Origin of the sequence: Rhodococcus sp. IEGM 1406, from assembly GCF_030056745.1 — a bacterium.
GTDB lineage: Bacteria > Actinomycetota > Actinomycetes > Mycobacteriales > Mycobacteriaceae > Rhodococcus_F > Rhodococcus_F erythropolis.
In genome coordinates this window covers 145,572-167,984 of record NZ_JASHKO010000001.1, presented here as the reverse complement: position 1 = coordinate 167,984, position 22,413 = coordinate 145,572, and the positions used below count along the sequence as shown (strand labels likewise).

Genomic DNA, 22,413 nt, shown 5'->3' with positions numbered 1-22,413 from the left:
AGAATTGACGACGATTCGAATCGCTACGCGACGGCTTGGAATCCCAGCCGACTACTCCGCAGTCAGCGCACCGATACCGCGAACGACCCGCGAGAGCAGGTCCAGAAAAACCGCACGCTCGTCGACAGTGAGCTCGTCGACCATTTCCTCGAGACGAGCAAAGTGTTCGGGCGCCATGTCACGTAAACGCTGAGCGCCGCGAGCAGTCAGGACGACCACCGCACCACGCCCGTCCTCGGCGGACGGACGCCGAGCGACCAAACCCTCCTGCTCGAGGCCGTCGACCAGCCCGGTCACCGTGGCTCGCGAGACGCCGAGATCAGCGGCCAGTCGCGAGGGAGATTTCTCCCCGTCGTGGTCTTCCAGATCCGCAAGCAATCGGTAACGGCCGGTCGACAGTCCATACCTCGCGAAGTGAACCTCGGTTGCTCGACCGAGCCGCGCGCCCGCCGAGATCAGCCGCACCGCAACCAGCACCGCCTGCGGATCGGACCCGAGGCCGTAATGCTCCAACTGCCGCCGCGCCTGATCCAACGTGGGTGAGTCGTGATCGGTTCCGTCCACTGCCATGCAACTAATATGGCACCTAACTACATTCTGGTCAACCCTTCACCAGAGCTAGCTTCAAACGCCGAACAATTTCTGCGGGGCCGCAGGGCAGTCCGGGTGATTGCCGGGATACGGCAGGACCTTCTCGAAGGCGAGGCCTATCGCGAAGGCCGTGTGGTCGTCATACGGCCGCGTGACTATCTGTGTACCGGTGGGGATTCCGTTCCGAGCGAAACCGGTGGGGATTGTCAGCACCGGGCAGTTGCTCAGGATGTTGAAGGTGATGGCCGGTACAGCCTCGAGGTAGAACTCCAATTCTGTTCCAGCCACATTGATTCCGTGCCCCACGTAGTCGTCGCCGGCAAGAAAGCCATCGGTCACCACTGCCGGAGTGATCAACGCGTCATAGGTGTCGAACAGGGATCCGATCGACGAATAAAGTTCGGCTTCGATCGCGAGTCCGTCGAGGAAAGTCGCGTCACCACGGGTGCGGCGTGCCCATCGCGCGAATTCCTTCGCGTACTCCGTGACCTTGTCGGGGTGCGCGGACGCTTCGGCGGAGATCGATGCACCGAACACGTGATCGTAGTGAATGGCGGCCGCACGCATGATTGCAGCGCGTGACAGGTCGACTTCGATGATCTCCGCGCGTGCGCCCAGCGCAGTGAGGGTGTCCACCAACTTGGCGGTGTTGGCGGCAACGTCCGGATCAACCGGCCAGTCACCCAACGCGGGGATCACGGCGACACGCATTCCTGTCAACGAATGCGTTGCGAGGCCGGACAGCGGCGATGCCGGTACATGCGAGACAATGTCAGTGGAGGTCGGTCCCGCGATGACCGACTGCATTGTGAGGCAATCACTTACGGTGCGAGCCATCGGACCGCAGTGGCAGTAGCGATCGAGATTGAAGGGCGGATCGACGGGGACACGGCCGTGCGGTGGCTTGAACCCGACAATTCCGTTGAGAGACGACGGAGTTCGGATCGATCCTGCAACATCGGAACCGGTAGCCAAGTGCGTCATACCGGTGGCAAGTGCGACTGCCGATCCACCGGAAGACCCGCCGGAGGAGTATTTCGTGTTCCACGGATTGCGAGTGACGCCCCACAACTCGGACTGTGTGAACGCGGCCGAGGAGAATTCCGGGGCCGTCGATCGCGCGTGGACAATGGCACCGGCGTCGACGATCCGCTGCACGAAAGTCGAAGTGTGGGTGGCGATCAAGTCCTCATAGACCTTGGACCCTTGAGTCCACGGTTGGCCTTGCACCGGTTCATCCTCTTTCACCACAACCGGAACACCGGCGAGCGGAAGGCTGACATCCGAACCGCGGGCGTAGTGGCGTTCCGCTGCCTTCGCTTGTACCCGTGCAGTATCGAAGAAATTGTGTCCCACTGCATTCAAGGTCGGGTTGAGCGCCTCGATACGTTCGATGGTGGACTCGAGCACCTCCACCGGAGACAGCGATTTGTCCCGGTAGCGTTCGAGCATCTCGGTCACATCCATGAATGTCGAAACGGGTGCCTGGCGCATATCTGTTGTCCTGCCTCTATGAAGGTTTTGTGTCGGCGGCTAGGTTGTCAGTTCGTGCTTTGCAACGACGGGATTGCGGAATGTGGCGAGCAGCATTGCGAGAGTGGCGATTCCCGCGGCTATCCAGAAGACCGTTTCGGAACCGGAGTGGTCATGAATGCGTCCACCCGCGAACGCGCCGAGGGCGATGCTTGCATTGAAGACTGCAACCCACAGAGCCGCAGCGGCCTCTCGGTGAACGGGGGCTGCTTGTGCGATCCATGTTTGAGTACTCACCGATACACCACCGTAGAAGAGGCCCCAAGCCGCCATGAGCAGAGCAGCTGTGATCAAGGTAGTAGCCGAGATCGGGAACAGGGCAAGGGTGATCGCTACTCCCGCGCTGAGGATGACGACCACAGTCTTCGGTGACTTGGTGGCAGATGGCCCGGCTATGAAGTTGCCGACAACGCCCAGAGCCCCGTAGATCAAGAGCATCGTGCCGATCTGCGCAGGGTGCAATCCTGCGAAGAGCTCCAGCCCCGGACGCACATAGGTGTACGCCGCGAAATGAGCGGTGACGATGAGCGCGGTAATCGCGATTCCGACCCGGACTCCCGGGTTCCGAAAAGCCGCCGCGAGACTCCCGAGCGACAAAGCTTGATCAGCTGGCATCACGGGTAGGACAGCGAACATGGCGAGCGCGATCAGCGTCGCGGCGCAGCTGAGAGTCCAGAATGCCACGCTCCACCCGGCCGCTGCTCCGATATACGTCCCCGCAGGGACACCGAGAACTGAGGCAACAGCGATTCCGCTGAAGATGATCGTGGTCGCCAACCCGACGGATCTGGAACCCACCAATTTGGGTGCCAGGCTAGCGGCGAGTGCCCAGACTCCGCCCATGCTCACACCGAGTAGGACGCGAGCACCAGCGAGCACAGCGAAGCTTGGTGCGAGAGCCGTGAGGGCGTTCGCCGCGGCGACTACAAACATCAGGACGATAAGCGTCGACCGACGATCGAAGCGCCGGGTCACGATGGGCACAAACGGGGCAGTGGCCGCTGCCACCAACCCGGTAATGGCCAGTGAGAGCCCGATGGTCCCTTCGCTTTCCACCAGGTCAGCACCGATCGGGGTGAGTAGCCCGACCGGCATCATCTCTGCCGCGACAACGATGAAGGTGGACGCTGCGATCAGGGCGACCGCAGCCCAGTGGTTCTCGATGGTGTGTGCGTGGGTTGAGGACGTGGGCGCGGGGCTGTTCTGCCCGGGCGCGGAATGTGGCATGTAACCAGAGAAGCTCCCGCACGCCCAAGGATCAACGGCGAATCGCTCATCCAACCATTAGCTCAATTCATCGATGAGCCATGATGGAGTGGTCGAATGAGTCGAAGGTCGGAGTGAAAATGTCGGAGCCTCCGATGCGTGAGATCGAGTGTTTCCTCGTTCTCGCTGAAGAACTGCACTTCGGTCGCACCGGCGAACGACTGTTCATCTCCCAGGGCCGAGTCAGTCAGCTGATCAGCGGGTTGGAGCGCCGTATCGGCACCAGCCTGGTAGCGCGCACCAGTCGCCGCGTACACCTGACTGAATTCGGTGCCGATTTTCTTGCGTCGTTGGCTCCCGCGCATCGTGCGCTTGTCGGAGTAATCGAGGACGCTCAGTCAAGAGCACGGAACATGCCGACGCCGCTTCGGGTGGGTTTCCAAGGAGCAATTTACGATTCGATCGCGGCTGCTGTCACTCGTTTCGAGATACAACATCCGCAAACTTGCGTGACCATCAAAGAATTACCCCTGGGTGATCCGTTCAGTGATGTACTCGCCGGGCGAATCGATGCGGCAGTGGCACTTCTCCCCGTAGATGAGCCCGAGCTGACAACCGGGCTCGTCTTTTCTCGACAGCCCCAGACCCTGGCCGTCTCAGTCCATCACCCGTTCAGTGAACTGGACGTGATCGACGCCGAGCAGTTGGCGCAGATCTGTCTCGTACCCATCACCGGCCCCGCCCCCGACTATTGGCAGCGTGTGAATTCCCCGAGCACGACGCCGGGCGGAGCCACGATTCCCACGCAGGGCGGGGCGAGCACCGTTCAGGAAGGCCTGTCGCAGGTCGCATTCAGTCAGGTCGGCCTCATCCTGTGCACAGCAACCGCTACATACAGCCAGCGCTCGGACATCACATTCGTACCGATCAACGGATTACCCGAATCTGCTTTGGGCCTCGTGTGGCGTACCGATCTCGAAAGCCCACGACTCCGCGCTTTCGCGAAAGCGATCGAGGAAGCACACACCTGTTCCGCCTGACGGCGATCAGTCAAGTCGCGGAAGGACTCCGGGACGTGGGGATGCATCGTGTGTGGGATGATCGCGCCATGTCTGCGATCACCGACTACTTCACCGCGCGCACGGATGAGCACGCCACCTCCGCCCTCGAGGGGCTCGTCGACTTGGAACCAGAGGTGATGGAGGCGAACGATGCCTCTCGCCCGCGGATTCAGTTGGCTGCGGGTGGGACTCCAGTTCTGCAGGCGAAAGGCGTCGATCCGGTTGTCGCGCTCGGCCAACTGGAGGCAGCCCTCACCGCTCGCCCCTACGACGAGGTCGCAAAAGGTCCACGCTGCGGGAAACTCGTCGCAATGAGCGACGACGGCGACACCCTCGTGCTCACGGTTACCGACGAATTACGCGATGCACTAGCGGAATTGAACGCTGACGGTGTCGCCGCCGCTGCGGCGGCCTGGGCAATCGACGAGACGAGTGAACCGTCGGAGGACTCAGTGCCGTTCCTGACCGCCTTCGCCGAACTAGCGACCAGAGCTGTGGCTCAGGGCGAACGGATGTACGGCTACGTCGTCATCTGAGCTTTGCGACTCCGCCGACCTGATTGGAAGGCTGTTCGTCTTCGACAACTCCCGACTTACCGTCACCCCGGGATTTGCCGGGCCAGATCGTTGCGGTCGAAGTCGGAGAACTGCTGGGTGTCAGTGCAGTATCCGCAGCTCGCTCCGAAGAACTCGGTGCGGGCGTTCGGATCGTCGAGTAGCCAGTACCGCAGCCACGCCGTGCTCGGCCCGCGCATATCGCCACCGGTGATCGCCGTACCGAAGTGCGTGGCGCCGCGCAGTTCCAGATACTCGGCAGGCACGTGGTCGGCGTCCTCGTACATCGCCCGCACGATCGCCGGCCAAACGATTGCGTCGGCCTGGCCGGCCAGATAGAGAACCGGCTCGTCGATGAGGTCGACATCATTGAGCGGGCCTGGCTGGATCGCGACGGCAGTGTCGACGCGGTCGTCGATCGCAGCATTGATCGCCGCAGACCCGCCCTGCGAGTGCCCCACCGCACCAATGTGTTCCAGGTCGACTTTGCCGAAGAAGACGCTCGACGGGCTGGCCGCCTTGTCCGCGATGAGGTCGATTCCCGACCGCATGGTGATGGCGAAGTTACTTGCCGGGGTATTGGCGGCGACCACGATGAATCCGTGGCTGGCGTAGTGGCGCAACAAGGAGGTGTACGCACCGGGGAGCACCCCGGTCCCGTTCCCCCAGATCACAACAGGGTGCTTCTCGCCGCGCGCGCCGAGCTGGCGCGGGTAGTACAGAGTGTGCACCAGCCCGATCGAGACATTCGGCGTGTACGGCCCTGCACTCGCCCAATCGTGCCCGACGCTCGGGATGCCGGGCGCATCGGCAGCCGCTGTTCCGGTTGCGCCCGTGAGTCCTAGCGTCGCGCACAACGCAACCGCCGCTGCAGCATTCACGAAATGTTTCAGAGACTTTCGCATGAAAGTCAACCTTTCGAAGTTGATCCGGAGTGACGCGTATTACATATTTACGGCAGGGTGACCCGTCGGCTTTGTTCGAGGAAACGGACTATCCCAGAAGTGTTGTGTCTGTAGACAAAATAATCGTTCTCGGCGTATGAGCAGCCGCCGCGAATACGCAAAGTCCCAGAGAGATCGACTCCGCCTACAGCTTCCGCGCCGATTGCTCGGCACACAGCCGTAGGAAATGTTCGACGACCTGCGTGTTCTGGCCGTCCTTTGCCACGGCTGCGATCTTCCGTGGCGGCAGTTCGAGTATCTCACCCACAGTGCAGCCCCGTTCGGATGCTCGCTCAGCACTGGAGAGTTCGAGGATGACAGCACCGATCCCTTCGTATGCGAAATCCGCGAAGGCATCGCGATGCTGTGACCTCATCACGAAGGCGTGGTCGATTCGCGGTTCGATCGACCGCAGATGGCGATAGACATCGGAAGTTTCAAACCGCGGTGCGACGACCAAGCCGATGCGCATGAGGTCCTCGCCGATGAATACCCCGTCCACCGGTGGCGGGGTGCCGGGCGGGCAGACAAGGCGCAACTTGTGGTCCGGAAGGCGCACCATTCGAGTCCCGGGAACGCCGGTGGGCGGCGACTCCATTATTGCCACGTCAGCGGTGCCGGCCATGACCGGGTGAATCGCATCGGCCACAGATGACCCCGGCGGAACCGAGATGGTGATTCTCAGGTTCGGCACCTCCGTGCGCAGCGCTCCGAGCAGCACCGCTGTGGGATCGTCCGCAAGGCTCGCTGTCGTGGCAACACTGAGGTGGGGGACTGCTGACAGTAAGAACTCGCGCTCGACCACTAGTCGATCGAGCGCGGCCAGCGCTTCGCGTGCTGGATCGATGAGATTCCGTCCGCGCGCAGTCAGCGTCGCGCCGGCCCGGCCCCGATTGAAAAGCCGTCCTCCGACGCGTCTTTCGAGTCGCGCAATTGATTGAGAGACGCTCGATGTTCCTGTGAACTGGTTTGCCGCTGCTGCCGTGATACTGCCGTGTTCGACGACCGCGAGGAAGTCTTGTAGCTGCCGCGGATCGATTCGCGGGGTCGCGGACTCTCCGAAGTTGCTCACCCGGCGTTCCCCATTCCACCTTCGTCACGTAATCGGCTGGTCGTCTCGATAAACGCTTGTGCCGCAGGCGATGGCGTCGAACCGTGGAACATCCAGATATCACGAGTGAGCGGGGGCCGAGTACGACACAGCACCACACCTTCTCCGACTGTATCGGCGACAGATTCGGGAAGGAAGGCGACGCCGACTCCCGCGCGTACAAGTGGGATCATCGAGGCCACAGAGATAGTCTCCGCAACCACCGCCTCGTCCACAGTGCCTTCGCCCAGGCGTTCCGCCAACAGTCGCCGAGTGACATCGTCACGCGGGCTGGTGATCAATCCGATTCGCAACAGATCCGTCAACGCCGCTGCCCCCTCGCCTTCACTTCGTGCGGCCGGCACCAGCGCAACGATTTGTTGCCGGCCGAGAAGGATACGTTCAACGCCCTCGTCGAACACCTCGTCCACCCCGAGGCCGATATCAGCCTGACCCGAGGCGACCACCGTTCCGATTCCGTCGGTGTCATTGCTGAGCATCGTCACCGCAACGTTCGGAAATTTGCTTTTGAACGCACCCAGGGCCGTGGCCGCTGGATCACGCGCCAGTGTTCGCGGACACACGACCGTCAGCCGACCCCGCTGCACGACGTTCAATGGATGCAAAGCGTGATCCAAATCCCGGTATGCCCGAAGTACTTGGGCCGCCGGACCTGTGAGATCGCGTCCAGCGTCGGTCAGGGTGACTCCCCGCGAGCCACGGCGGACGAGCGTCAGGCCGCACTCTTTCTCCATTCTGGCGAGAGCCTCCGAGATTGTCGGCTGGCTGACCCCCAGTCCGCGAGCCGCAGCGGAAATGCTGCCCCGATCAGCAAGGGCGAGAAAGTATTCCAGATGACGCCGGTCCATTCGGGGTTCCCTTCTCGTGGCAGTCCTCGCGCGCGCCCGATTTTGCGCCCGTCAGGCATAGGGAAACCCTATGGCATACCTCTCGAATGTGGCGTAGACGGGAAGAAGAATCCCGTGATCTGCTTCACATATGAACGCAGTGAGCAACAACCCGGGGAGCTTCGACCAGAGGCACCCGTCTGCTTTTGTCGAGCACCTATCGCCGCCTGCGAGCACCACGGAGGAGGCGCCGAAATGACCGAAACCATCACCGCAAGTTCGCCATCCGGTGCTACGTCACCCCGTTCTGCGAGGCGGGCACGCTCTGAGCCGAAGCCCGCTCGACAGCGTCGATCCGGTACGCGACTCACCATCGGGGTACGACTGGCCCAGGTCGCGCTGCTTCTGGTCCTACTCGGAGCGTGGCAGCTCGTCGCATCGCAAGGTTGGATCGAGCCAGTTCTGGCCAAAACGCCAGGCGAGGCCTGGGCCTACTTCACCGCAGCGGTGCAGTCGGGCGAGATTTCGTCGAACTTGCGTGCCACGATGACTGCCGTCGTGATCGCGTGGATCCTCGCTAGCGCAGTCGGGGTGGCGGTCGGACTCTCTCTCGGACTGCTTCCGACCCTCGAACGCATCATGAGTCCGTTCCTGGATGCGGCGAATGCCATGCCACGTCTTGCGCTGGCGCCTCTGCTTATCGTCATCTTCGGGATCACGATGACGGCGAAGGTCGCTCTCGCGTTCACACTCGTCTTCTTCATCGTCTGCTCGAGTGCACGAGCCGGTGTGAAGTCGGTGGACGACGAATGGCTCCGACTATCCACTGTCCTGAATGCCAGTAAGACACAGGTGTTCTGGCACATCCTCCTCCCCGTCGCAACACCTGGCATTTTTGCCGGTCTTCGGTTGGGGCTGATCTATTCGCTACTCGGCGTTGTCGGTTCGGAACTGATCTCGTCACGGGACGGGCTGGGCCAGCTTGTGTCGATCTACTCGGCCCAGTTCCGGATGGAAGCGGTCTACGCGATCCTCATACTTCTCGCAATCGTCGCAGTCGTCCTCAACCAGGTCATGAACTTCGCCGAGCGCTACCTCCTTCGGTGGCAGCCGCCGGCTCGACGATGACAGGAATCATCATGGATACCAACGTGATTACACCCGCCGTACAACTCGACGGACTGACGATATCCTTCCCCTCACCCGACGGGTCGACGAAAACTGTGGTCGACAATCTCGACCTCACCATCCCTCGCGGACAGTTCGTGAGCTTGGTCGGCAGGAGCGGTTGCGGAAAGACCACTCTGCTCAACGCGCTCGCTGGATTGGTGGACGCAACAGAAGGGAAGACTGAGGTCCTCGGCACAACACCATTCGACGCTCGCTCCCGGATGGGCTTCATGATGGCCCGAGATGCGCTGTTCCCGTGGCGGACAGCGCGGAAGAACGTCGAGTACGGCCTCGAGTTGAGAGGAGTACCCAAGGCGGAGAGACGAACTCAATCAGCGCGCTGGCTTGCGGCCGTTCAAATGTCCGAGGCGTCACGGCTGTGGACTTGGCAACTCTCCCAAGGGATGCGCCAGCGTGTCGCGTTGGCCCGAACGTGGGCTCTGGATCCGGACATCTTGTTGATGGACGAACCGTTTGCCGCCCTCGATGCGCAGACCCGAGTCGAAGTACAGCGAGAATTCCTCGAGCTTTGGCAATCCCAGGTAGGCCGGTCGGTCATCTTCGTAACCCACGACCTCGGCGAAGCCATCTGTCTCTCCGACCGCGTTCTGCTGCTCGGGGCCGGCCGGGTGATCGACGACGTCTCCATTGACATCGAACGCCCCCGCGAACTCGAAACCCTCACCGCCGAACCTCGATACATCGAAATCTTCAACCGGCTGCGTGGTCAGCTCGACCACTGATGTGCCCAGCCAACTCAGCTTGATTACTGATGTGCCCAGCCAACTCAGCTTGATTTCTGATGCGCCCAGCCATCAAGGAACAGGAATCCCATGAAACTTCGACCTTTTGTCGGCACAGTCATTGCAGCGTCCCTACTGCTTTCCGCGTGTGGAGGGGGAGGGCGTCCGAACGACGGTAGCGTCGCCATCGGGGTCTACCCTGCGAGTGCTTTGTCCCTACCTGTCTACGTCGCCGTCCAACAAGGAATGTTCGACAAGGAAGGCCTCCACGTCGAGCTCATCGACGGAAAGAACGGGCCCGAACTCATCAGCGGTCTCATCGGCGGTACAACCGATCTCGCGGTCGGTGCACCCGGAACCGTCGTGCCGGCCATAGAGCAAGGGCAGAGTCTGCGGCCACTGTCCCCGTACGGGTCGATCGATCTTGCCATCGCCGTGACGAAAGACAGCGGCATCACCACCATCGAGGATTTGCCCGGCAAGCGGATCGCCATACCGTCACGTGGCGGCGCGGCCGAGCAATTCGTCAATCAGCTTCTCGCAGAACGAAACATCGACGCATCCACGGTGCAATTCATCGCAGCGGCACCTACCGCGAGTCAGATACCACTCGCACGAAAGGGCGACATAGATGCCGCCGTTCTCACCGCTGCCAGCCAGGCCGTATTCGACGCTCAAGGAATACCGATGACGGCGATTACAGAAGTAGACCCGGTGGGCTCTGACGGCGTGAGTTCATACGGCCTGGGCACTGTGCTCGTCACGACAGCCACATTCGCTGAATCCGATGCTGCCGCCCCCGTGTGTGCGGCGCTCGAGGCCGCAGCAGGGTGGATAGCCGATCCTGCGAACGAGCAAGCAGGAGCTCAACTTCTCACCGAGCGAATGAATGTTCCTGCCGACAAAGCCAACCAGGTGTGGGCTTCGCAGAAGGCCCTCTGGCCGGTCGAGATTTCAGCCGACCGATGGACCCAGAACGTCGCATGGGTGAACAACCAGACCTCGGGCAAGTCCGACGCAGACGTCCCCTTCGACCCCCTCTGCTGACCAACGCCCCCACACACAATCCAGTTCGTCTACTACGAAAGAGAAGAAACGATGACACAACTCGCTGACCAGTCAACACAATCCGAGTCCCAGCACGATCGCCGGCAGCTCACCGAGGCTTGGTCTGCAGTCACCGACAGCCTTGCGACATTCGGTTCGACCGCTGCCGCTACCGGATCGCCGCTGGACAGCGCCGAAGGCGTACGGCACGCACTTCGTCTGTTCGGATACCTCGCCGAGATGAACATCGAGCGCCAAGACGTACTCCGGCCTGAACTCTTCACCCTGATGTCACCGATGCGAAAGTTCTGGGGAGACGGCATCGACGTCGACTACTGGACTGCGATGATCGACCCCAACGAGACATATCGCATTCACGGTAACCGTGGCACAGTGCCCTACGTCGCCGTCCTCGCCAATCGTGTGGGCGCGTCTGGGACCGACAGGGTCGCCGACAACATCGTCATCGACGACAAGGTGTGTGATGCGGACGGCAACTTCGAGATCTTCGTCGCACAAGAACTTGAGGGGCGCAGCGGCATTCGGCTGGATGAGCGCTGCTTCGACGTAGTAGTGCGTGTGTATCACAAGACGCGTAACGCGGAGATCGATCCCGTTCTCCACATCGAGCGCCTAGGTCCGCCGCCTGGTGCACGCCCCGATCTCGACACGGCGTGGCTGGCCCAGCGCCTCACGAAACTTGCTCGTGGCATGGACGTGAGCCTTCGACGCAGTCTTCAGCTCATCGAAACACTCAGTCAGTCTCCCAACGAGATTCGCGTGACCTCGGAGCAGCGAGGGTGGGGAGACTTCTACGGCACCAGCTCCAACCAATACATTGCCGGCTGGTGGTCACTGAAAGACGCTACTGCCGTGGATATTACATTTACTCTCCCGGACTGCACCTACTTCGGAGTGATGCTGTACAACCACTGGTTCGAGTCCTTCGAGTACCGCGACCACACCGTCAACCTCAACGACTCACACTTCGAGCGCAATGACGATGGAACCGTGACGATCCGAATCGGGGGAGTAGAAGGCGACAGAAACCGACTGAACCCCTGCAACCACACCGAAGGCATCTTGTTGGCGCGCTGCCTGGAGCCCGCTGAGGATGTCACTTCGCCTCATGTGGAGATCATTCGATGACCGACGAAGTAGACCTGCCGTTGGCAGGTGTCCGAGTAGTGGAGATCGGTCAACTGATCGCAATCCCCAGCGCCGGGCAGCAGTTGTCCGATCTCGGCGCTGAGGTCATCAAGCTCGAGCCTCCAGGTGGTGAACCGGCCCGACAAATCGACGCCGACTACGCGCGCGGCATCTTCTACGGGTACAACCGTGGAAAGCGTTCAATCTGCCTCGACCTCAAAGACTCCGCCGATCTGCAGCGAGCTCGGGATCTGATCGCATCGAGCGACATCTTGCTGCACAATCTGCGCCCGGGAACCCTCGATCGATTGGGATTCTCCTCTGCCGAACTCCAACGCCTGCGACCGGAAATCATCGCCGTCTCGGTGAGCGGGTACGGGGCGGAGGGCCCGTCCGCCACCCGCGCCGGGCTCGACATCGCTGCGCAAGCAGAGAGCGGACTGATGTCGGTGACGGGTGAGGCGGAGGGCCCGCCACAGCGTGTGGGCGCACCGGTCATAGATCATGCAACGAGCTACGTCGTCGCCCAAGCGGTACTGGCAGCGCTACTGCGGCGCGATCGCACCGGCAAGGGCTCCTCCGTCCGAGTTTCCCTGCTCGACGTCGCAATCCACTTGCAGACCGCCAACTGGATCGAGTGGCAAGTGTCTGGAAAGGCTATGAGCCGCAAAGGGAACGGACAACCAAGCGTCGCACCTGCCGCAGACGTCTTTCGTGCCGTCGATGGCGAGCTGGTGATCAGCGGCTACCAACCACGAGCCTGGATCGAACTGTGCAAGGCGATCGACTTACCAGAGTTGGCCGACGACCCGCGGTTCTCTACCAACACACTGCGCGTGGAAAACCGTGCAGTCCTCGTCGCCACGATCGAGAAGCAGCTGTGCCACCGCAGCGCCGCTGAGGCGGTAGAGCATCTCACCGCAGCCGGAGTGGTTGCCGCGCTTGTGCGTGACTACGACCAGGTAATTTGCGCCGACGATGTGATTGCGAACCGTACCTTCATCCCCGGCACCAACGAACATGGCGAACAGTATTTGACGCCTGCCATGCCCTATCGCGCCGAACCTCCGATGGCACGAACTGAACTTTCACAGGTTCCGGCCTTGAACGAGTGGACAACATCGACGCGCTGAATGCGCCGTTCGGGTCGAAATTGACTTTGCACCAACGTAACTGACAAACAGATAGCCATGCACCATCGAGGAGATGTCCAGTGCTGACCACCGCATTTACCGAGACATTCGGAGTTCGCCACCCAATCGTGCAGGGCGGCATGCAATGGGTGGGGAGAGCAGAACTCGTAGCGGCAGTTGCAAACGCCGGCGCGCTCGGCATGCTCACTGCCCTGACACAGCCGACACCTGACGATCTTGCCCGAGAAATATCCCGAACGCGCGAGCTCACCGATCAACCTTTCGGGGTCAACCTCACCATCCTCCCGACGATCACACCTCCGCCCTACGATGAGTATCGCAACGTGATCATCGACTGCGGAGTCAAAGTCGTCGAGACAGCCGGATCATCTCCCGCACCCCATCTGCCGCACTTTCACGCCGCCGGCATCAAGGTCCTCCATAAGTGCACCAGCGTCCGCCACGCGGTCAAAGCCCAGGCCCTCGGTGTCGACGGCATCAGCATCGACGGGTTCGAATGTGCCGGGCATCCAGGGGAAGACGACGTACCGGGTCTCGTCCTCATCGCTGCAGCAGCAGAGCGGATCAGCATTCCCATGATCGCGTCCGGCGGATTTGCCGACGCGCGAGGATTGGTGGCCGCCCTGGCGCTTGGCGCCGACGGCATCAACATGGGCACTCGGTTCATGTGTACCGAGGAGTCCCCGATTCACCACAACATCAAGCAGGCGATAGTCGCTGCCTCGGAGGTCGACACGGAACTGATTTTCAGGTCACTGCGCAATACCGCTCGCGTAGCACGCAACAGCATCAGCCATGAAGTGGTCGAAATCCTCTCCAGTGGTGGCAAATTCGAAGACGTTCGACATCTTGTTGCCGGTGCGCGGGGCAGAGCGGTGTTCGACAGCGGCGACCCGGAGGCTGGCATCTGGACGGCGGGGACTGTGCAAGGACTGATTCACGACGTCCCCACTGTGGGTGAATTGGTGGAACGTATTGTCACAGAGGCCGAAGCACTGATTGCCGGACGGCTTACCGGCCTCCTGGATCCTGTCAGCGCCTGACTACGTCCGAACCCACTGGGCGCTACCGTCGGCCAGTTCTTCGCGAATGCCCCTGCCGTTGCGCTCGTCGACCCGCGTGCCGCCGATACCTCGTCCTCGATGCGTCGTGCGGTGACGGTGAGCTCTTCCAGATCGCCTCGCGGCTTGCCATCGCCGCTCGATCGTTTCGGATGCATCCCGACGATCATTGACGCCAGGACGAGGAAAGGAGGTGTACTCCGAATTGCTTGGGGTCATCAGAGTGACGACCGCAAGGATTTCGATCGGCACCGAACACGATCTACTCGACGTTGTGGCCATGGGGCTACCAAAACATCACCGTCGGCCCGCAGCAGCTCCCCCATTACGTCCACCGACATTTCTTGGCTTCGACTGCATACAGCAAGGACGAGAGCCCGGCGTGCCCGTCCCGACTGTGCGATCGTCGAAGTCGTCTGGCAACCCTTTCAAGGCACCTACTCCCTATGGCGCCCCGATCCCCGCAACAATCTTGCGCTTGACCGAACACTGAAGTCTCACGCGCCCGATAGCGTTCGCGATAGAATCCGATATTTCGCTCGCATCGTCTGGGGCACACCGAAGGGGAATCAAGAGCATGCATGCGGTACCGACCCGGAGGGCGAAATTCGTTGCAGCGGGATTGATCATCGCTGTGGCTACTGCTGGTGCTATCGGTGTATCGAAGATCTTCGCTGCACGCCCATCCTCTGCGAATATCGAAGAGACCATCACGAAAGCGGAACGTGGACGGCACAATCCAGCGTGTGAACCCATCCCGTCGAGGCCCGATGTGGCTGCGTTGCGTCGCTCTTCTGACGCGTCGGTTCGTTTGACGAACGTGGTACAGACTGCTGCGCAGCTCTTGCGAGTCAACGGAGCGGCTTGGGGGCCCCAAGTCGCTGTCGGTACTGAGCTATCCATTGATGAAGCTTTCGAGAACGCCGGTTCGATTCCCGGAGATGCGATAGTCGCAGAAGCGGAGTGGCTTCGTCAGGCGCAACGAGATGGACTCTACGACGACGCAGATCGTTCGCTCGATTCGCTTGTCCGGCACATCGAGTCGACAACCATCACGGACGTCGACCTCGCCAGCCATCTGGGGCCGAATTGGCCCGCAGTAATCGATGTCGTCGGGACTGTCGCCGCGATCGGGTTCGAGGAGTACGTGAGCAAGGTGCGCGCGTCACCCCCGATGAGAGCAGCTGACGCGCTCGACCTTCGATCCGCGTTGCGGGAGAACACGGTAGCCCTCGGCCTGGAGGCGGAGTGGGACGGCGCTCAGGAGTTGGTCGCTCTCTACTTTCAAGGATGCACTTCGGCCGCGCTGAGCCGGCGAGAAGCGAACCTTTCGGTCGAGGATTACATCCATGATTGGGACCTGGCGGAGGCTCTGGCACGCGACGCCGTAGCTGCTGCTTTCGCAGCAGATCTCACGAGCAACGAGAACCGTGGACGAGTCGAGATCTTGGCACAAGGTCTTCAGATCATCCAGGCGCCAGACGAATTGGGTCCAAACGACCGGTTGACCCGATCCGTGGATCCGAACGAAAACTTGCATCCGGACGAGGTCGCGCTTCTCGAACTGGAAGATCCATTGATCGAGGGCGAGTGACACAACCAGAGCCTCCGGCGAGTGTGGCGCGGCAAGCAGAAGGGCGGTTGCCGATGTGGCACCGCGCTCTTAGAACCGAAGTGACGCAACATCATCGTGCTCTGCTCTTCGGTGCCCCCTTGCTCACGCAGACAACGCAGCACCTCCTTTCGATACGGACGTAATCGAACCCCGAAAATCATGTCCTCTAGCTGACGGTCCATCCAGTCGAAGAAACAGTTCGCGTCGTGCGGCGGCAGCGGATTTACCGTGAGTATGCCCAGTCTCGAAGCCCCAGCAGAAGCCGAGGGTCTCGACTAACTTTGCCGGACCGACTGCAATGGTCAGCTTCGGCGGAGTGAATCTCGGAAGAAGAAACCTTCGTCCCCGATATGCCAAGTCCCTTTGCAGCCGGATCGACCCGCGGCACGCCTCGCGATAATTGTTCACCTCAGTGCCGCTGTTCCGACCAAGGAAAGTTCGAGGCGCTTCTCCACGGCGAAGTCGATGCATGTCGCGCCGTCGACACCATGCACCTGAGTGTTGGGAAGGGTGCCGCACTGGATTCGGCGTCCGTCACCAGAGTGTCAGTGATGGCTACACCATCCCAGTACTCAACCCTCGCGCCATCACGCAATTGGTTCCAGAAACAGACAACCAGCGGTTAGGTAGTTCGATAATTTGCGGATCGAATCCACCGTAACCGATCCTTGTCTGGCACTGGAGATGCAACAGCGCTCTTCATCTAAGCCGTGGGGATTGATAGATAGGTGCAGATCAAGCCTGCAATGTCTCCCAGGAACTCACCTCGCCCCATGGTTTCGCCAGCCAAGCACACAATCGATTGTGGCGTGCGCCACAAATCTCCTATAGGGTAACCACTGTTAGCCTGCGACGGGGTGCGAGACATTTCCCAGCGCCGGATCCACGCTCTATCCCACTCCTGAACAGACCGAGGGAGAGCTGAGCGCTCTTGACGACGTCGTAGTGGATTGAGGATCAAGAAAGAAAGATGGTATTGCCGTGCAGTCATCACTTGTCTCTCTGCCGTCCATGGAGAGAGTCCGCATTGGCGCTCCGGTCGCGGAGGCCGCAGCCCAGGAAGCAGAATTGCTCGGGGCGACCCGCGTCTTCGTCGTATGTAGCGGGACGCTCAACTCGCAGACCGACGAGATCGCTCGGGTGATCGAGGCACTGGGTGATCGATTCGTGGGACTGTTCGATGCGGTTCGACCCCATGTACCGCGCGAAGACGTCATTGCTGCCACCCGAGTTGCTGCCGACGCCGATCCGGACATGCTGTTGTGCGTGGGCGGCGGATCGGCGACGGACCTGGCGAAGATCCTTGCAATCACTCTGGAGCACGGAGTTCGCGAGGCATCGCAAATGGACGCCTACCACCTGCAGGTCAATCCCGACACATCGGTGACCGCCCCCACCTTCTCCGCCCCGAAGATCCCGGTAGTGGTGGCGCCCACGACCCTGGCGGGAGGTGAGTTCAACGCGTTGGCCGGGTCGACGGATGAGAAGAGCAACGTCAAAGAGGGTTACTTGCATCCGGCGATGACCCCGAAGGCTGTCATCCTCGATCCTGCACTCACGCTGCACACGCCGGAGTGGCTGTGGCTGTCGACCGGGGTTCGCGCACTGGACCACGCCTTCGAGACCTTGGGCTCGCTCGAATCGAACGGGTACTACGACGGGATGGCGATGAATGCCATACGACTGCTCTCCGAAGGACTCGTCCGAGTGAAGGAGAACACCGACGACGTGGATGCGCGGCTGATGTGCCAGGTCGGTGCATGGTCGTCAATGGTCGCGATCGTCGCAGGCCTCGACATGGGCGTCAGCCATGCCGTCGGGCATGCACTCGGCGGCTCGTTCAACGTCCCGCACGGGTACACCTCGTGTGTCATGGCGCCTTTCGCACTCGAGTACAACCGCGAGGTCAACGAGCATCGCCAGGCGCTGATCAGTGCGTCCTTGGGTGCGCCGCAAACGCCCGCTCACGAGTTGGCGGACTCGCTCATCCGGCGGCTCGGCATGCCGAGATCGCTGGGAGAAGTCGGGCTGACCGAAAACGACCTCCCCAGTCTGGCTACGTACACGTTCAAGGACATCTGGTGCGGGACCAACCCGAACCCCATTGCGAATCCGGACGCTTTGGTTCCTTTGTTGCGGCGGGCACTCTGATCGAGCCCGAAAACAGGTGATCCCCCTCCACGTCGGGTGGAGGGGGATCACCTGTTTTCGAGCTGAACGGCCGTCACCGTCAGCTGGGCGTACCGCCGTTACCACTCTGCGTTCCGGGACGGTGACGGAGAATTCCGACGACGATGTAATCCACGTAGGTTGCCACCAGCGCCTCGATATCGTGGTCGTCTCGAAGCCACCAGCTCACACCATTCATGAGGTCGAGCACCGCAACAGCCGCACGCTGTGGGTCGGCGATTTCGAACTCTCCGGCGCGGACCCCGGCAGCAATCACATCGCGCACACGCCTCTGGTAGTACTTGCGGTACTCGAGCACCCTCAGACGGTGTTCGTCGGTAAGCGCCGAGATCTCTCGTAGGCTGACCAGATGCTCGACCCTGTTCATCGCTAGATGCCGCAGATGAACATCGATCAGCGAGGTGAGACGCTCGGCCGGTGTTCCAGGTTCGTCGAGGACGAGTAAATGCTCGTCGACCGGGTCCCGGGTCATCTTGAGCGCGATCGCGTAGAGGATCTCCTCTTTCGAGGTGAAGTGGTTGTAGAGGCTCGCGCCCTTGATTCCCACCGAATCTGCGATGCCACGCATACCGGCCGAGTGGTAGCCCTGATCAGCGAAGTATTCGGCCGCCGCGGCCAGTATGTCGTCACGTCTGCTTGGAAGACCTTCAAGCCGTGGTCGACCGGATCCGGGTGTCGCGCTGCTGGCAGGATCGATGTTCAGCGTTTCAGTCCTTTGCATACAGGCGGCGTAGTTCTCTCTTGAGCAGCTTCCCCTGAGGGTCCGTGGGCAGCTCGTCCACAATCGTGATCGCCTTTGGAACCTTATAGCCTGCGAGCACGGCCTTGCAGTGGTCTCGCAACTCCTGGCCGGTGAGATCGCTGCCGTCTACGACGATGACGAAGCCGGTGACCGCCTCGGACCAGTAGGCGTCCGGAAGTCCCACGACGGCGGCGCGCGACACCTCGGGGTGGGCTTGTAGTACTCGCTCGACCTCCTGCGAGGACACGTTGTAGCCGCCCGTCTTGATCATGTCCTTGCTGCGATCGAGGAAGAACATGTTGCCCTCCGAATCGCGACGTACGATGTCGCCGGTGTGGACCCAACCACCGTCGAGGACAGCGGCGGTCTTCTCGGGATCCTTGTAGTAACCCAGCATCACCGACGGCGTGCGACAGAGGAGTTCACCTCGCTCTGCTTCATTTCCGTCGGCATCGACCACCTTGACCTCGAGATGGCCTACAGGCTTGCCGATCCAGGTCGGATCCTGATCGGGAATGTCCTCGAGTCGCTTGAACCAGCCGACGGAGCCCAACTGCGTCAACTCGGACTGACCCCAGTAGGTGCCCCACACCGATGCGGGCGCCGCGTGGTGCCATGCGTCCACCGTTCGCGGCGAGACCTGACCTCCGTAGGTCAGGCAGCGCTGGATGGTCCCGACAGTCTCAGGACCGAAGTCAGGATGATCTGCGAGCGAGATGAAGAAGGTCGGGGTTTGAGCCAGGACGGTGATCTGCTCCGTTTTGATCATGTGCAAAGCGTCGGCAGGCGCGAGGCTGGCCGGGAGCACGAGCGTCGCTCCCAATAGCAGGAGCGAGGTCAGGGAGCCGATTCCGGCAATAGTGTGGAATGGCATGACGTAGAGCCAGACGTCATCGTCCAGGCATCGCAGTCCCCATGTGTACGCGGGTGCGGTGGAGACCAGGTAGTTGCGATGCGGCAGCATGACGCCCTTCGGAGCCGCCTCGGTTCCACTGGTGTACACGATCATTGCGAGATCGTGCTCGTCCACATCACAATCCGGCTCTGTCGGCGACGAGGACTCGAGGAGTTGATCGAAGCAGTGGCCGCCGAACTCGTCCGTGCTGTCGAGAACAACGATTTCGGGGCGGGTACCGAGTCCCGCCAGCGCTTCTTCCAGTACCGGCAGGAATTCCGCGGCCACGACCACAACCGCGGGCTCGAGGTGCCCGATCTGTTGAGCCACTTCGTTCGGTCCGAAAAGGACATTGATGCCGGAGTACACCGCCCCTATTTTGAGAGCACCGTAGTAGGCGACTATCGACTCCACGCGATTGCGGGCCATCACGGCGACCCGGTCACCGCGGGAAACACCGAGTCCGAGGAACATGTGGGATGCCCGGTTGGCATCCTGATTGAGCGCACCGTAGGTGGTCACGGTGCGTCGACCACCTGGGGCATACGACACGATCGCCGGCTTCGAGTATCGACTCTGCGAGTGGCGGCGTAGCTGGTCGCCTAACGTCGCTCGCCCTAGCGGTGACGACTGGGTCGCTGTGAGGGATCGGACAAGCGGACCTGAACTCCGTCGCATATCAGTGGCATCCGATTCGACACTTGTCGACAGATCCATGGTTCCTCAACTTCCTGAATGCTTACCGCGGTTAGTATGATGTGGCTCATACTGTCATCGGCATCCTCGCGGGTCAAGCGAAGTTTTCAAGCAATAATCGGAATATTAAGATCGCACTTGGTTGTGTCGCTAACGGCTGTTAGCCTGCATGGCATGACTATCGTCACTGACCTGGACCGTGACCACCTGCGTTCGGCGGTGTTACGGGGCAATGTTCCGACCATGCTCGCCGTGTTGCTGGAGCTGACCGCCGATGAGCGGTGGGTGGCACCCCGCTATCAACCCACGCGCAGTCGGGGCATGGATGACAATTCCACGGGAGGACTTCCGGAGGAGGTTCAGTCCGAAATCCGGAGCGCGTTGATCGACGCAGTGGAACGCTGGTGGACGCTGGACGAGCCGTCCCGGCGGACGCTGGACAGCTCGGAAGTAGAGCGAATCCTCAACTTCACCTGCAGCGAGACCGTACCGCCGGACTTCGCGCCGATGATGGCGGAGATAGTCAATGGTCCGCAGATCAAGCCTGCCACCGCCAAGTGCGACGAGCGACTCCACGCCATCGTGATCGGCGCCGGCATCGCGGGGATGCTGGCCTCCGTCGAGCTCAGCCGCGCTGGGATCCCTCACGTGATCCTGGAGAAGAACGACGACGTCGGCGGATCATGGTGGGAGAACCGCTATCCGGGCGCAGGAGTTGATACACCGAGCCACCTTTACTCGATCTCGTCGTTCCCTCGTAACTGGTCGACCCACTTCGGCAAGCGCGACGAGGTTCAGGGATATCTCGAGGACTTTGCGGAGGCCAACGACATCCGGCGCAATGTCCGCTTCCGTCATGAGGTGACGCGCGCCGAGTTCGAGGAGTCGAAACAGAGTTGGCGTGTGTCCGTCCAGCGACCGGGCGAGTCGCCGGAGACCCTCGAGGCTCCCATCCTGATCAGCGCGGTCGGTCTGCTCAATCGTCCGAAGATCCCGCATCTACCGGGAATCGAGACCTTCCGTGGTCGCCTCTTCCACTCCGCCGAGTGGCCGAGCGAGCTCGACGATCCCGAGTCGCTCCGCGGAAAGCGAGTGGGCATCGTCGGTACCGGAGCCAGTGCTATGCAGATCGGGCCGGCCATCGCGGATCGTGTCGGATCGCTGACGATCTTCCAGCGCTCACCACAGTGGATCGCACCGAACGACGACTACTTCACGACCATCGACGACGGCGTCCATTGGCTGATGGACAACATCCCCGGCTATCGCGAGTGGTACCGGGCGCGTCTGTCGTGGATCTTCAACGACAAGGTGTACTCGTCCCTCCAGGTCGACCCCGACTGGCCAGAGCCGAGCGCCTCGATCAATGCAACCAACCATGGTCATCGCAAGTTCTACGAACGCTATCTCCGCGATCAGCTGGGTGATCGAACAGATCTGATCGAGGCATCTCTTCCGGACTATCCGCCCTTTGGTAAGCGGATGCTGCTGGACAATGGCTGGTTCACGATGCTTCGTAAGCCCGACGTCACACTGGTGCCCCACGGAGTCGACGCCCTGACACCTTCTGGACTCGTCGACACGAACGGCGTCGAGCACCAGCTGGACGTCATTGTCATGGCGACGGGTTTCCACAGTGTGCGCGTTCTTTACCCGATGGACATCGTCGGTCGATCCGGCCGGTCCACCGGAGAAATCTGGGGCGAGCACGACGCGCGCGCCTACCTGGGGATCACAGTTCCTGACTTCCCCAATTTCTTCGTCATGACCGGACCGAACACCGGCCTGGGACATGGGGGGAGCTTCATCACGATCCTGGAATGTCAGGTCCGCTACATCATGGATGCCTTGAAGTTGATGCAATCGGAAAACCTCGGCGCGATGGAGTGCCGGGCCGAGGTCAACGATCGATACAACGAGGCCGTCGACCGACAGCACGCACAGATGGTCTGGACCCATCCGGCAATGGAGAACTGGTACCGAAACCCGGACGGTCGCGTCGTGTCGGTCCTTCCGTGGCGGATCAACGACTACTGGGCCATGACCTACCGAGTCGACCCGTCAGATTTTCGTACCGAGCCGGCACGCTCCGAGTCGGTCCCGACTCCGACCGCGCGAGGGTGA

19 protein-coding genes are annotated in these 22,413 nt (G+C 61.2%); 11 read left to right on the top strand and 8 right to left on the bottom strand.

Going from position 1 to position 22,413, the window contains the following annotated elements:
• Window positions 1–51: 51 nt before the first annotated feature.
• Genes QM596_RS00765 through QM596_RS00755 form a run of 3 tightly spaced genes read right to left on the bottom strand, consistent with a single transcriptional unit; the run spans window position 52 to window position 3,351 of the window.
• Window positions 52–570, bottom strand: a complete 519-nt coding sequence (locus QM596_RS00765) for a MarR family winged helix-turn-helix transcriptional regulator (RefSeq protein ID WP_003943230.1) — start codon at window positions 568–570, stop codon at window positions 52–54.
• 54 nt (window positions 571–624) lie between these two features.
• Window positions 625–2,085 (bottom strand): amidase, encoded by a 1,461-nt coding sequence (locus QM596_RS00760; RefSeq protein ID WP_283307805.1) that lies wholly within the window; start codon window positions 2,083–2,085, stop codon window positions 625–627.
• A gap of 39 nt (window positions 2,086–2,124) precedes the next feature.
• Window positions 2,125–3,351, bottom strand: a complete 1,227-nt coding sequence (locus QM596_RS00755; RefSeq protein WP_069145310.1) for an MFS transporter — start codon at window positions 3,349–3,351, stop codon at window positions 2,125–2,127.
• A 119-nt stretch (window positions 3,352–3,470) separates the two neighbouring features.
• Between QM596_RS00755 and QM596_RS00750 the strand changes: the two genes are divergently transcribed.
• Both QM596_RS00750 and QM596_RS00745 read left to right on the top strand, forming a co-directional pair.
• A complete protein-coding gene (locus QM596_RS00750; protein WP_283307804.1) occupies window positions 3,471–4,370 on the top strand; it encodes a LysR family transcriptional regulator in 900 nt (299 codons plus the stop codon).
• A gap of 68 nt (window positions 4,371–4,438) precedes the next feature.
• Window positions 4,439–4,927, top strand: coding sequence for a hypothetical protein (locus QM596_RS00745; RefSeq protein ID WP_283307803.1), 489 nt, complete (start codon window positions 4,439–4,441; stop codon window positions 4,925–4,927).
• A gap of 62 nt (window positions 4,928–4,989) precedes the next feature.
• Here QM596_RS00745 and QM596_RS00740 read toward each other — a convergent pair whose 3' ends face one another.
• The 3 genes from QM596_RS00740 to QM596_RS00730 all read right to left on the bottom strand — a co-directional run bounded on the left by QM596_RS00740 (window position 4,990) and on the right by QM596_RS00730 (window position 7,848).
• Window positions 4,990–5,850 (bottom strand): alpha/beta hydrolase family protein, encoded by an 861-nt coding sequence (locus QM596_RS00740; protein ID WP_283307802.1) that lies wholly within the window; start codon window positions 5,848–5,850, stop codon window positions 4,990–4,992.
• Window positions 5,851–6,034: 184 nt separating this feature from the next.
• Window positions 6,035–6,961 (bottom strand): LysR family transcriptional regulator, encoded by a 927-nt coding sequence (locus tag QM596_RS00735; RefSeq protein WP_283307801.1) that lies wholly within the window; start codon window positions 6,959–6,961, stop codon window positions 6,035–6,037.
• Window positions 6,958–7,848 (bottom strand): LysR family transcriptional regulator, encoded by an 891-nt coding sequence (locus QM596_RS00730; RefSeq protein WP_019746013.1) that lies wholly within the window; start codon window positions 7,846–7,848, stop codon window positions 6,958–6,960. The genes QM596_RS00735 and QM596_RS00730 overlap by 4 nt, the downstream gene beginning before the upstream one ends.
• Before the next feature lie 234 nt (window positions 7,849–8,082).
• Here QM596_RS00730 and QM596_RS00725 point away from each other — a divergent pair, with 234 nt between their 5' ends.
• From QM596_RS00725 to QM596_RS00690, 8 genes are all read left to right on the top strand, one after another.
• Window positions 8,083–8,955: an ABC transporter permease gene (locus QM596_RS00725; RefSeq protein ID WP_029256682.1), complete on the top strand. Its 873-nt coding sequence runs from the start codon at window positions 8,083–8,085 to the stop codon at window positions 8,953–8,955.
• 11 nt (window positions 8,956–8,966) lie between these two features.
• A complete protein-coding gene (locus QM596_RS00720) occupies window positions 8,967–9,740 on the top strand; it encodes an ABC transporter ATP-binding protein (RefSeq protein ID WP_283307800.1) in 774 nt (257 codons plus the stop codon).
• A gap of 90 nt (window positions 9,741–9,830) precedes the next feature.
• Entirely contained in the window at window positions 9,831–10,787 is a 957-nt protein-coding gene (locus tag QM596_RS00715; protein ID WP_264613632.1) for an ABC transporter substrate-binding protein, read from the top strand.
• Window positions 10,788–10,838: 51 nt separating this feature from the next.
• Complete coding sequence (locus QM596_RS00710) at window positions 10,839–11,936, top strand: hypothetical protein (RefSeq protein ID WP_283307799.1); 1,098 nt, start codon at window positions 10,839–10,841, stop codon at window positions 11,934–11,936.
• Entirely contained in the window at window positions 11,933–13,069 is a 1,137-nt protein-coding gene (locus QM596_RS00705; protein WP_283307798.1) for a CaiB/BaiF CoA transferase family protein, read from the top strand. The genes QM596_RS00710 and QM596_RS00705 overlap by 4 nt, the downstream gene beginning before the upstream one ends.
• Before the next feature lie 80 nt (window positions 13,070–13,149).
• Entirely contained in the window at window positions 13,150–14,133 is a 984-nt protein-coding gene (locus QM596_RS00700) for an NAD(P)H-dependent flavin oxidoreductase (RefSeq protein WP_283307797.1), read from the top strand.
• A gap of 595 nt (window positions 14,134–14,728) precedes the next feature.
• Window positions 14,729–15,745 (top strand): hypothetical protein, encoded by a 1,017-nt coding sequence (locus QM596_RS00695; RefSeq protein ID WP_283307795.1) that lies wholly within the window; start codon window positions 14,729–14,731, stop codon window positions 15,743–15,745.
• A 1,002-nt stretch (window positions 15,746–16,747) separates the two neighbouring features.
• Window positions 16,748–17,917 carry an iron-containing alcohol dehydrogenase gene (locus QM596_RS00690; protein WP_031331412.1) on the top strand — a complete coding sequence of 390 codons (1,170 nt, stop codon included), beginning with the start codon at window positions 16,748–16,750 and terminating at the stop codon, window positions 17,915–17,917.
• A gap of 79 nt (window positions 17,918–17,996) precedes the next feature.
• Here QM596_RS00690 and QM596_RS00685 read toward each other — a convergent pair whose 3' ends face one another.
• Together QM596_RS00685 and QM596_RS00680 are read right to left on the bottom strand one after the other, a co-directional pair.
• On the bottom strand, window positions 17,997–18,677 hold the full coding sequence (locus tag QM596_RS00685; RefSeq protein WP_283307793.1) for a TetR/AcrR family transcriptional regulator: 681 nt from the start codon (window positions 18,675–18,677) through the stop codon (window positions 17,997–17,999).
• The gene (locus QM596_RS00680) at window positions 18,664–20,271 is read right to left on the bottom strand and encodes a class I adenylate-forming enzyme family protein (RefSeq protein WP_031331410.1); all 1,608 of its coding nucleotides are present in this window, start codon (window positions 20,269–20,271) and stop codon (window positions 18,664–18,666) included. Before QM596_RS00680 ends, QM596_RS00685 begins: the two co-directional genes overlap by 14 nt.
• Before the next feature lie 192 nt (window positions 20,272–20,463).
• Between QM596_RS00680 and QM596_RS00675 the strand changes: the two genes are divergently transcribed.
• Entirely contained in the window at window positions 20,464–22,413 is a 1,950-nt protein-coding gene (locus tag QM596_RS00675; protein WP_195791003.1) for a flavin-containing monooxygenase, read from the top strand.

Bases quoted from the DNA above. Each gene is read 5' to 3' on its own strand.
- QM596_RS00765 (WP_003943230.1), bottom strand. From the start codon at position 570: ATGGCAGTGGACGGAACCGATCACGACTCACCCACGTTGGATCAGGCG.
- QM596_RS00760 (WP_283307805.1), bottom strand. From the start codon at position 2,085: ATGCGCCAGGCACCCGTTTCGACATTCATGGATGTGACCGAGATGCTC.
- QM596_RS00755 (WP_069145310.1), bottom strand. From the start codon at position 3,351: ATGCCACATTCCGCGCCCGGGCAGAACAGCCCCGCGCCCACGTCCTCA.
- QM596_RS00750 (WP_283307804.1), top strand. From the start codon at position 3,471: ATGTCGGAGCCTCCGATGCGTGAGATCGAGTGTTTCCTCGTTCTCGCT.
- QM596_RS00745 (WP_283307803.1), top strand. From the start codon at position 4,439: ATGTCTGCGATCACCGACTACTTCACCGCGCGCACGGATGAGCACGCC.
- QM596_RS00740 (WP_283307802.1), bottom strand. From the start codon at position 5,850: ATGCGAAAGTCTCTGAAACATTTCGTGAATGCTGCAGCGGCGGTTGCG.
- QM596_RS00730 (WP_019746013.1), bottom strand. From the start codon at position 7,848: ATGGACCGGCGTCATCTGGAATACTTTCTCGCCCTTGCTGATCGGGGC.
- QM596_RS00725 (WP_029256682.1), top strand. From the start codon at position 8,083: ATGACCGAAACCATCACCGCAAGTTCGCCATCCGGTGCTACGTCACCC.
- QM596_RS00720 (WP_283307800.1), top strand. From the start codon at position 8,967: ATGGATACCAACGTGATTACACCCGCCGTACAACTCGACGGACTGACG.
- QM596_RS00715 (WP_264613632.1), top strand. From the start codon at position 9,831: ATGAAACTTCGACCTTTTGTCGGCACAGTCATTGCAGCGTCCCTACTG.
- QM596_RS00710 (WP_283307799.1), top strand. From the start codon at position 10,839: ATGACACAACTCGCTGACCAGTCAACACAATCCGAGTCCCAGCACGAT.
- QM596_RS00705 (WP_283307798.1), top strand. From the start codon at position 11,933: ATGACCGACGAAGTAGACCTGCCGTTGGCAGGTGTCCGAGTAGTGGAG.
- QM596_RS00695 (WP_283307795.1), top strand. From the start codon at position 14,729: ATGCATGCGGTACCGACCCGGAGGGCGAAATTCGTTGCAGCGGGATTG.
- QM596_RS00685 (WP_283307793.1), bottom strand. From the start codon at position 18,677: ATGCAAAGGACTGAAACGCTGAACATCGATCCTGCCAGCAGCGCGACA.
- QM596_RS00680 (WP_031331410.1), bottom strand. From the start codon at position 20,271: ATGCGACGGAGTTCAGGTCCGCTTGTCCGATCCCTCACAGCGACCCAG.
- QM596_RS00675 (WP_195791003.1), top strand. From the start codon at position 20,464: ATGACTATCGTCACTGACCTGGACCGTGACCACCTGCGTTCGGCGGTG.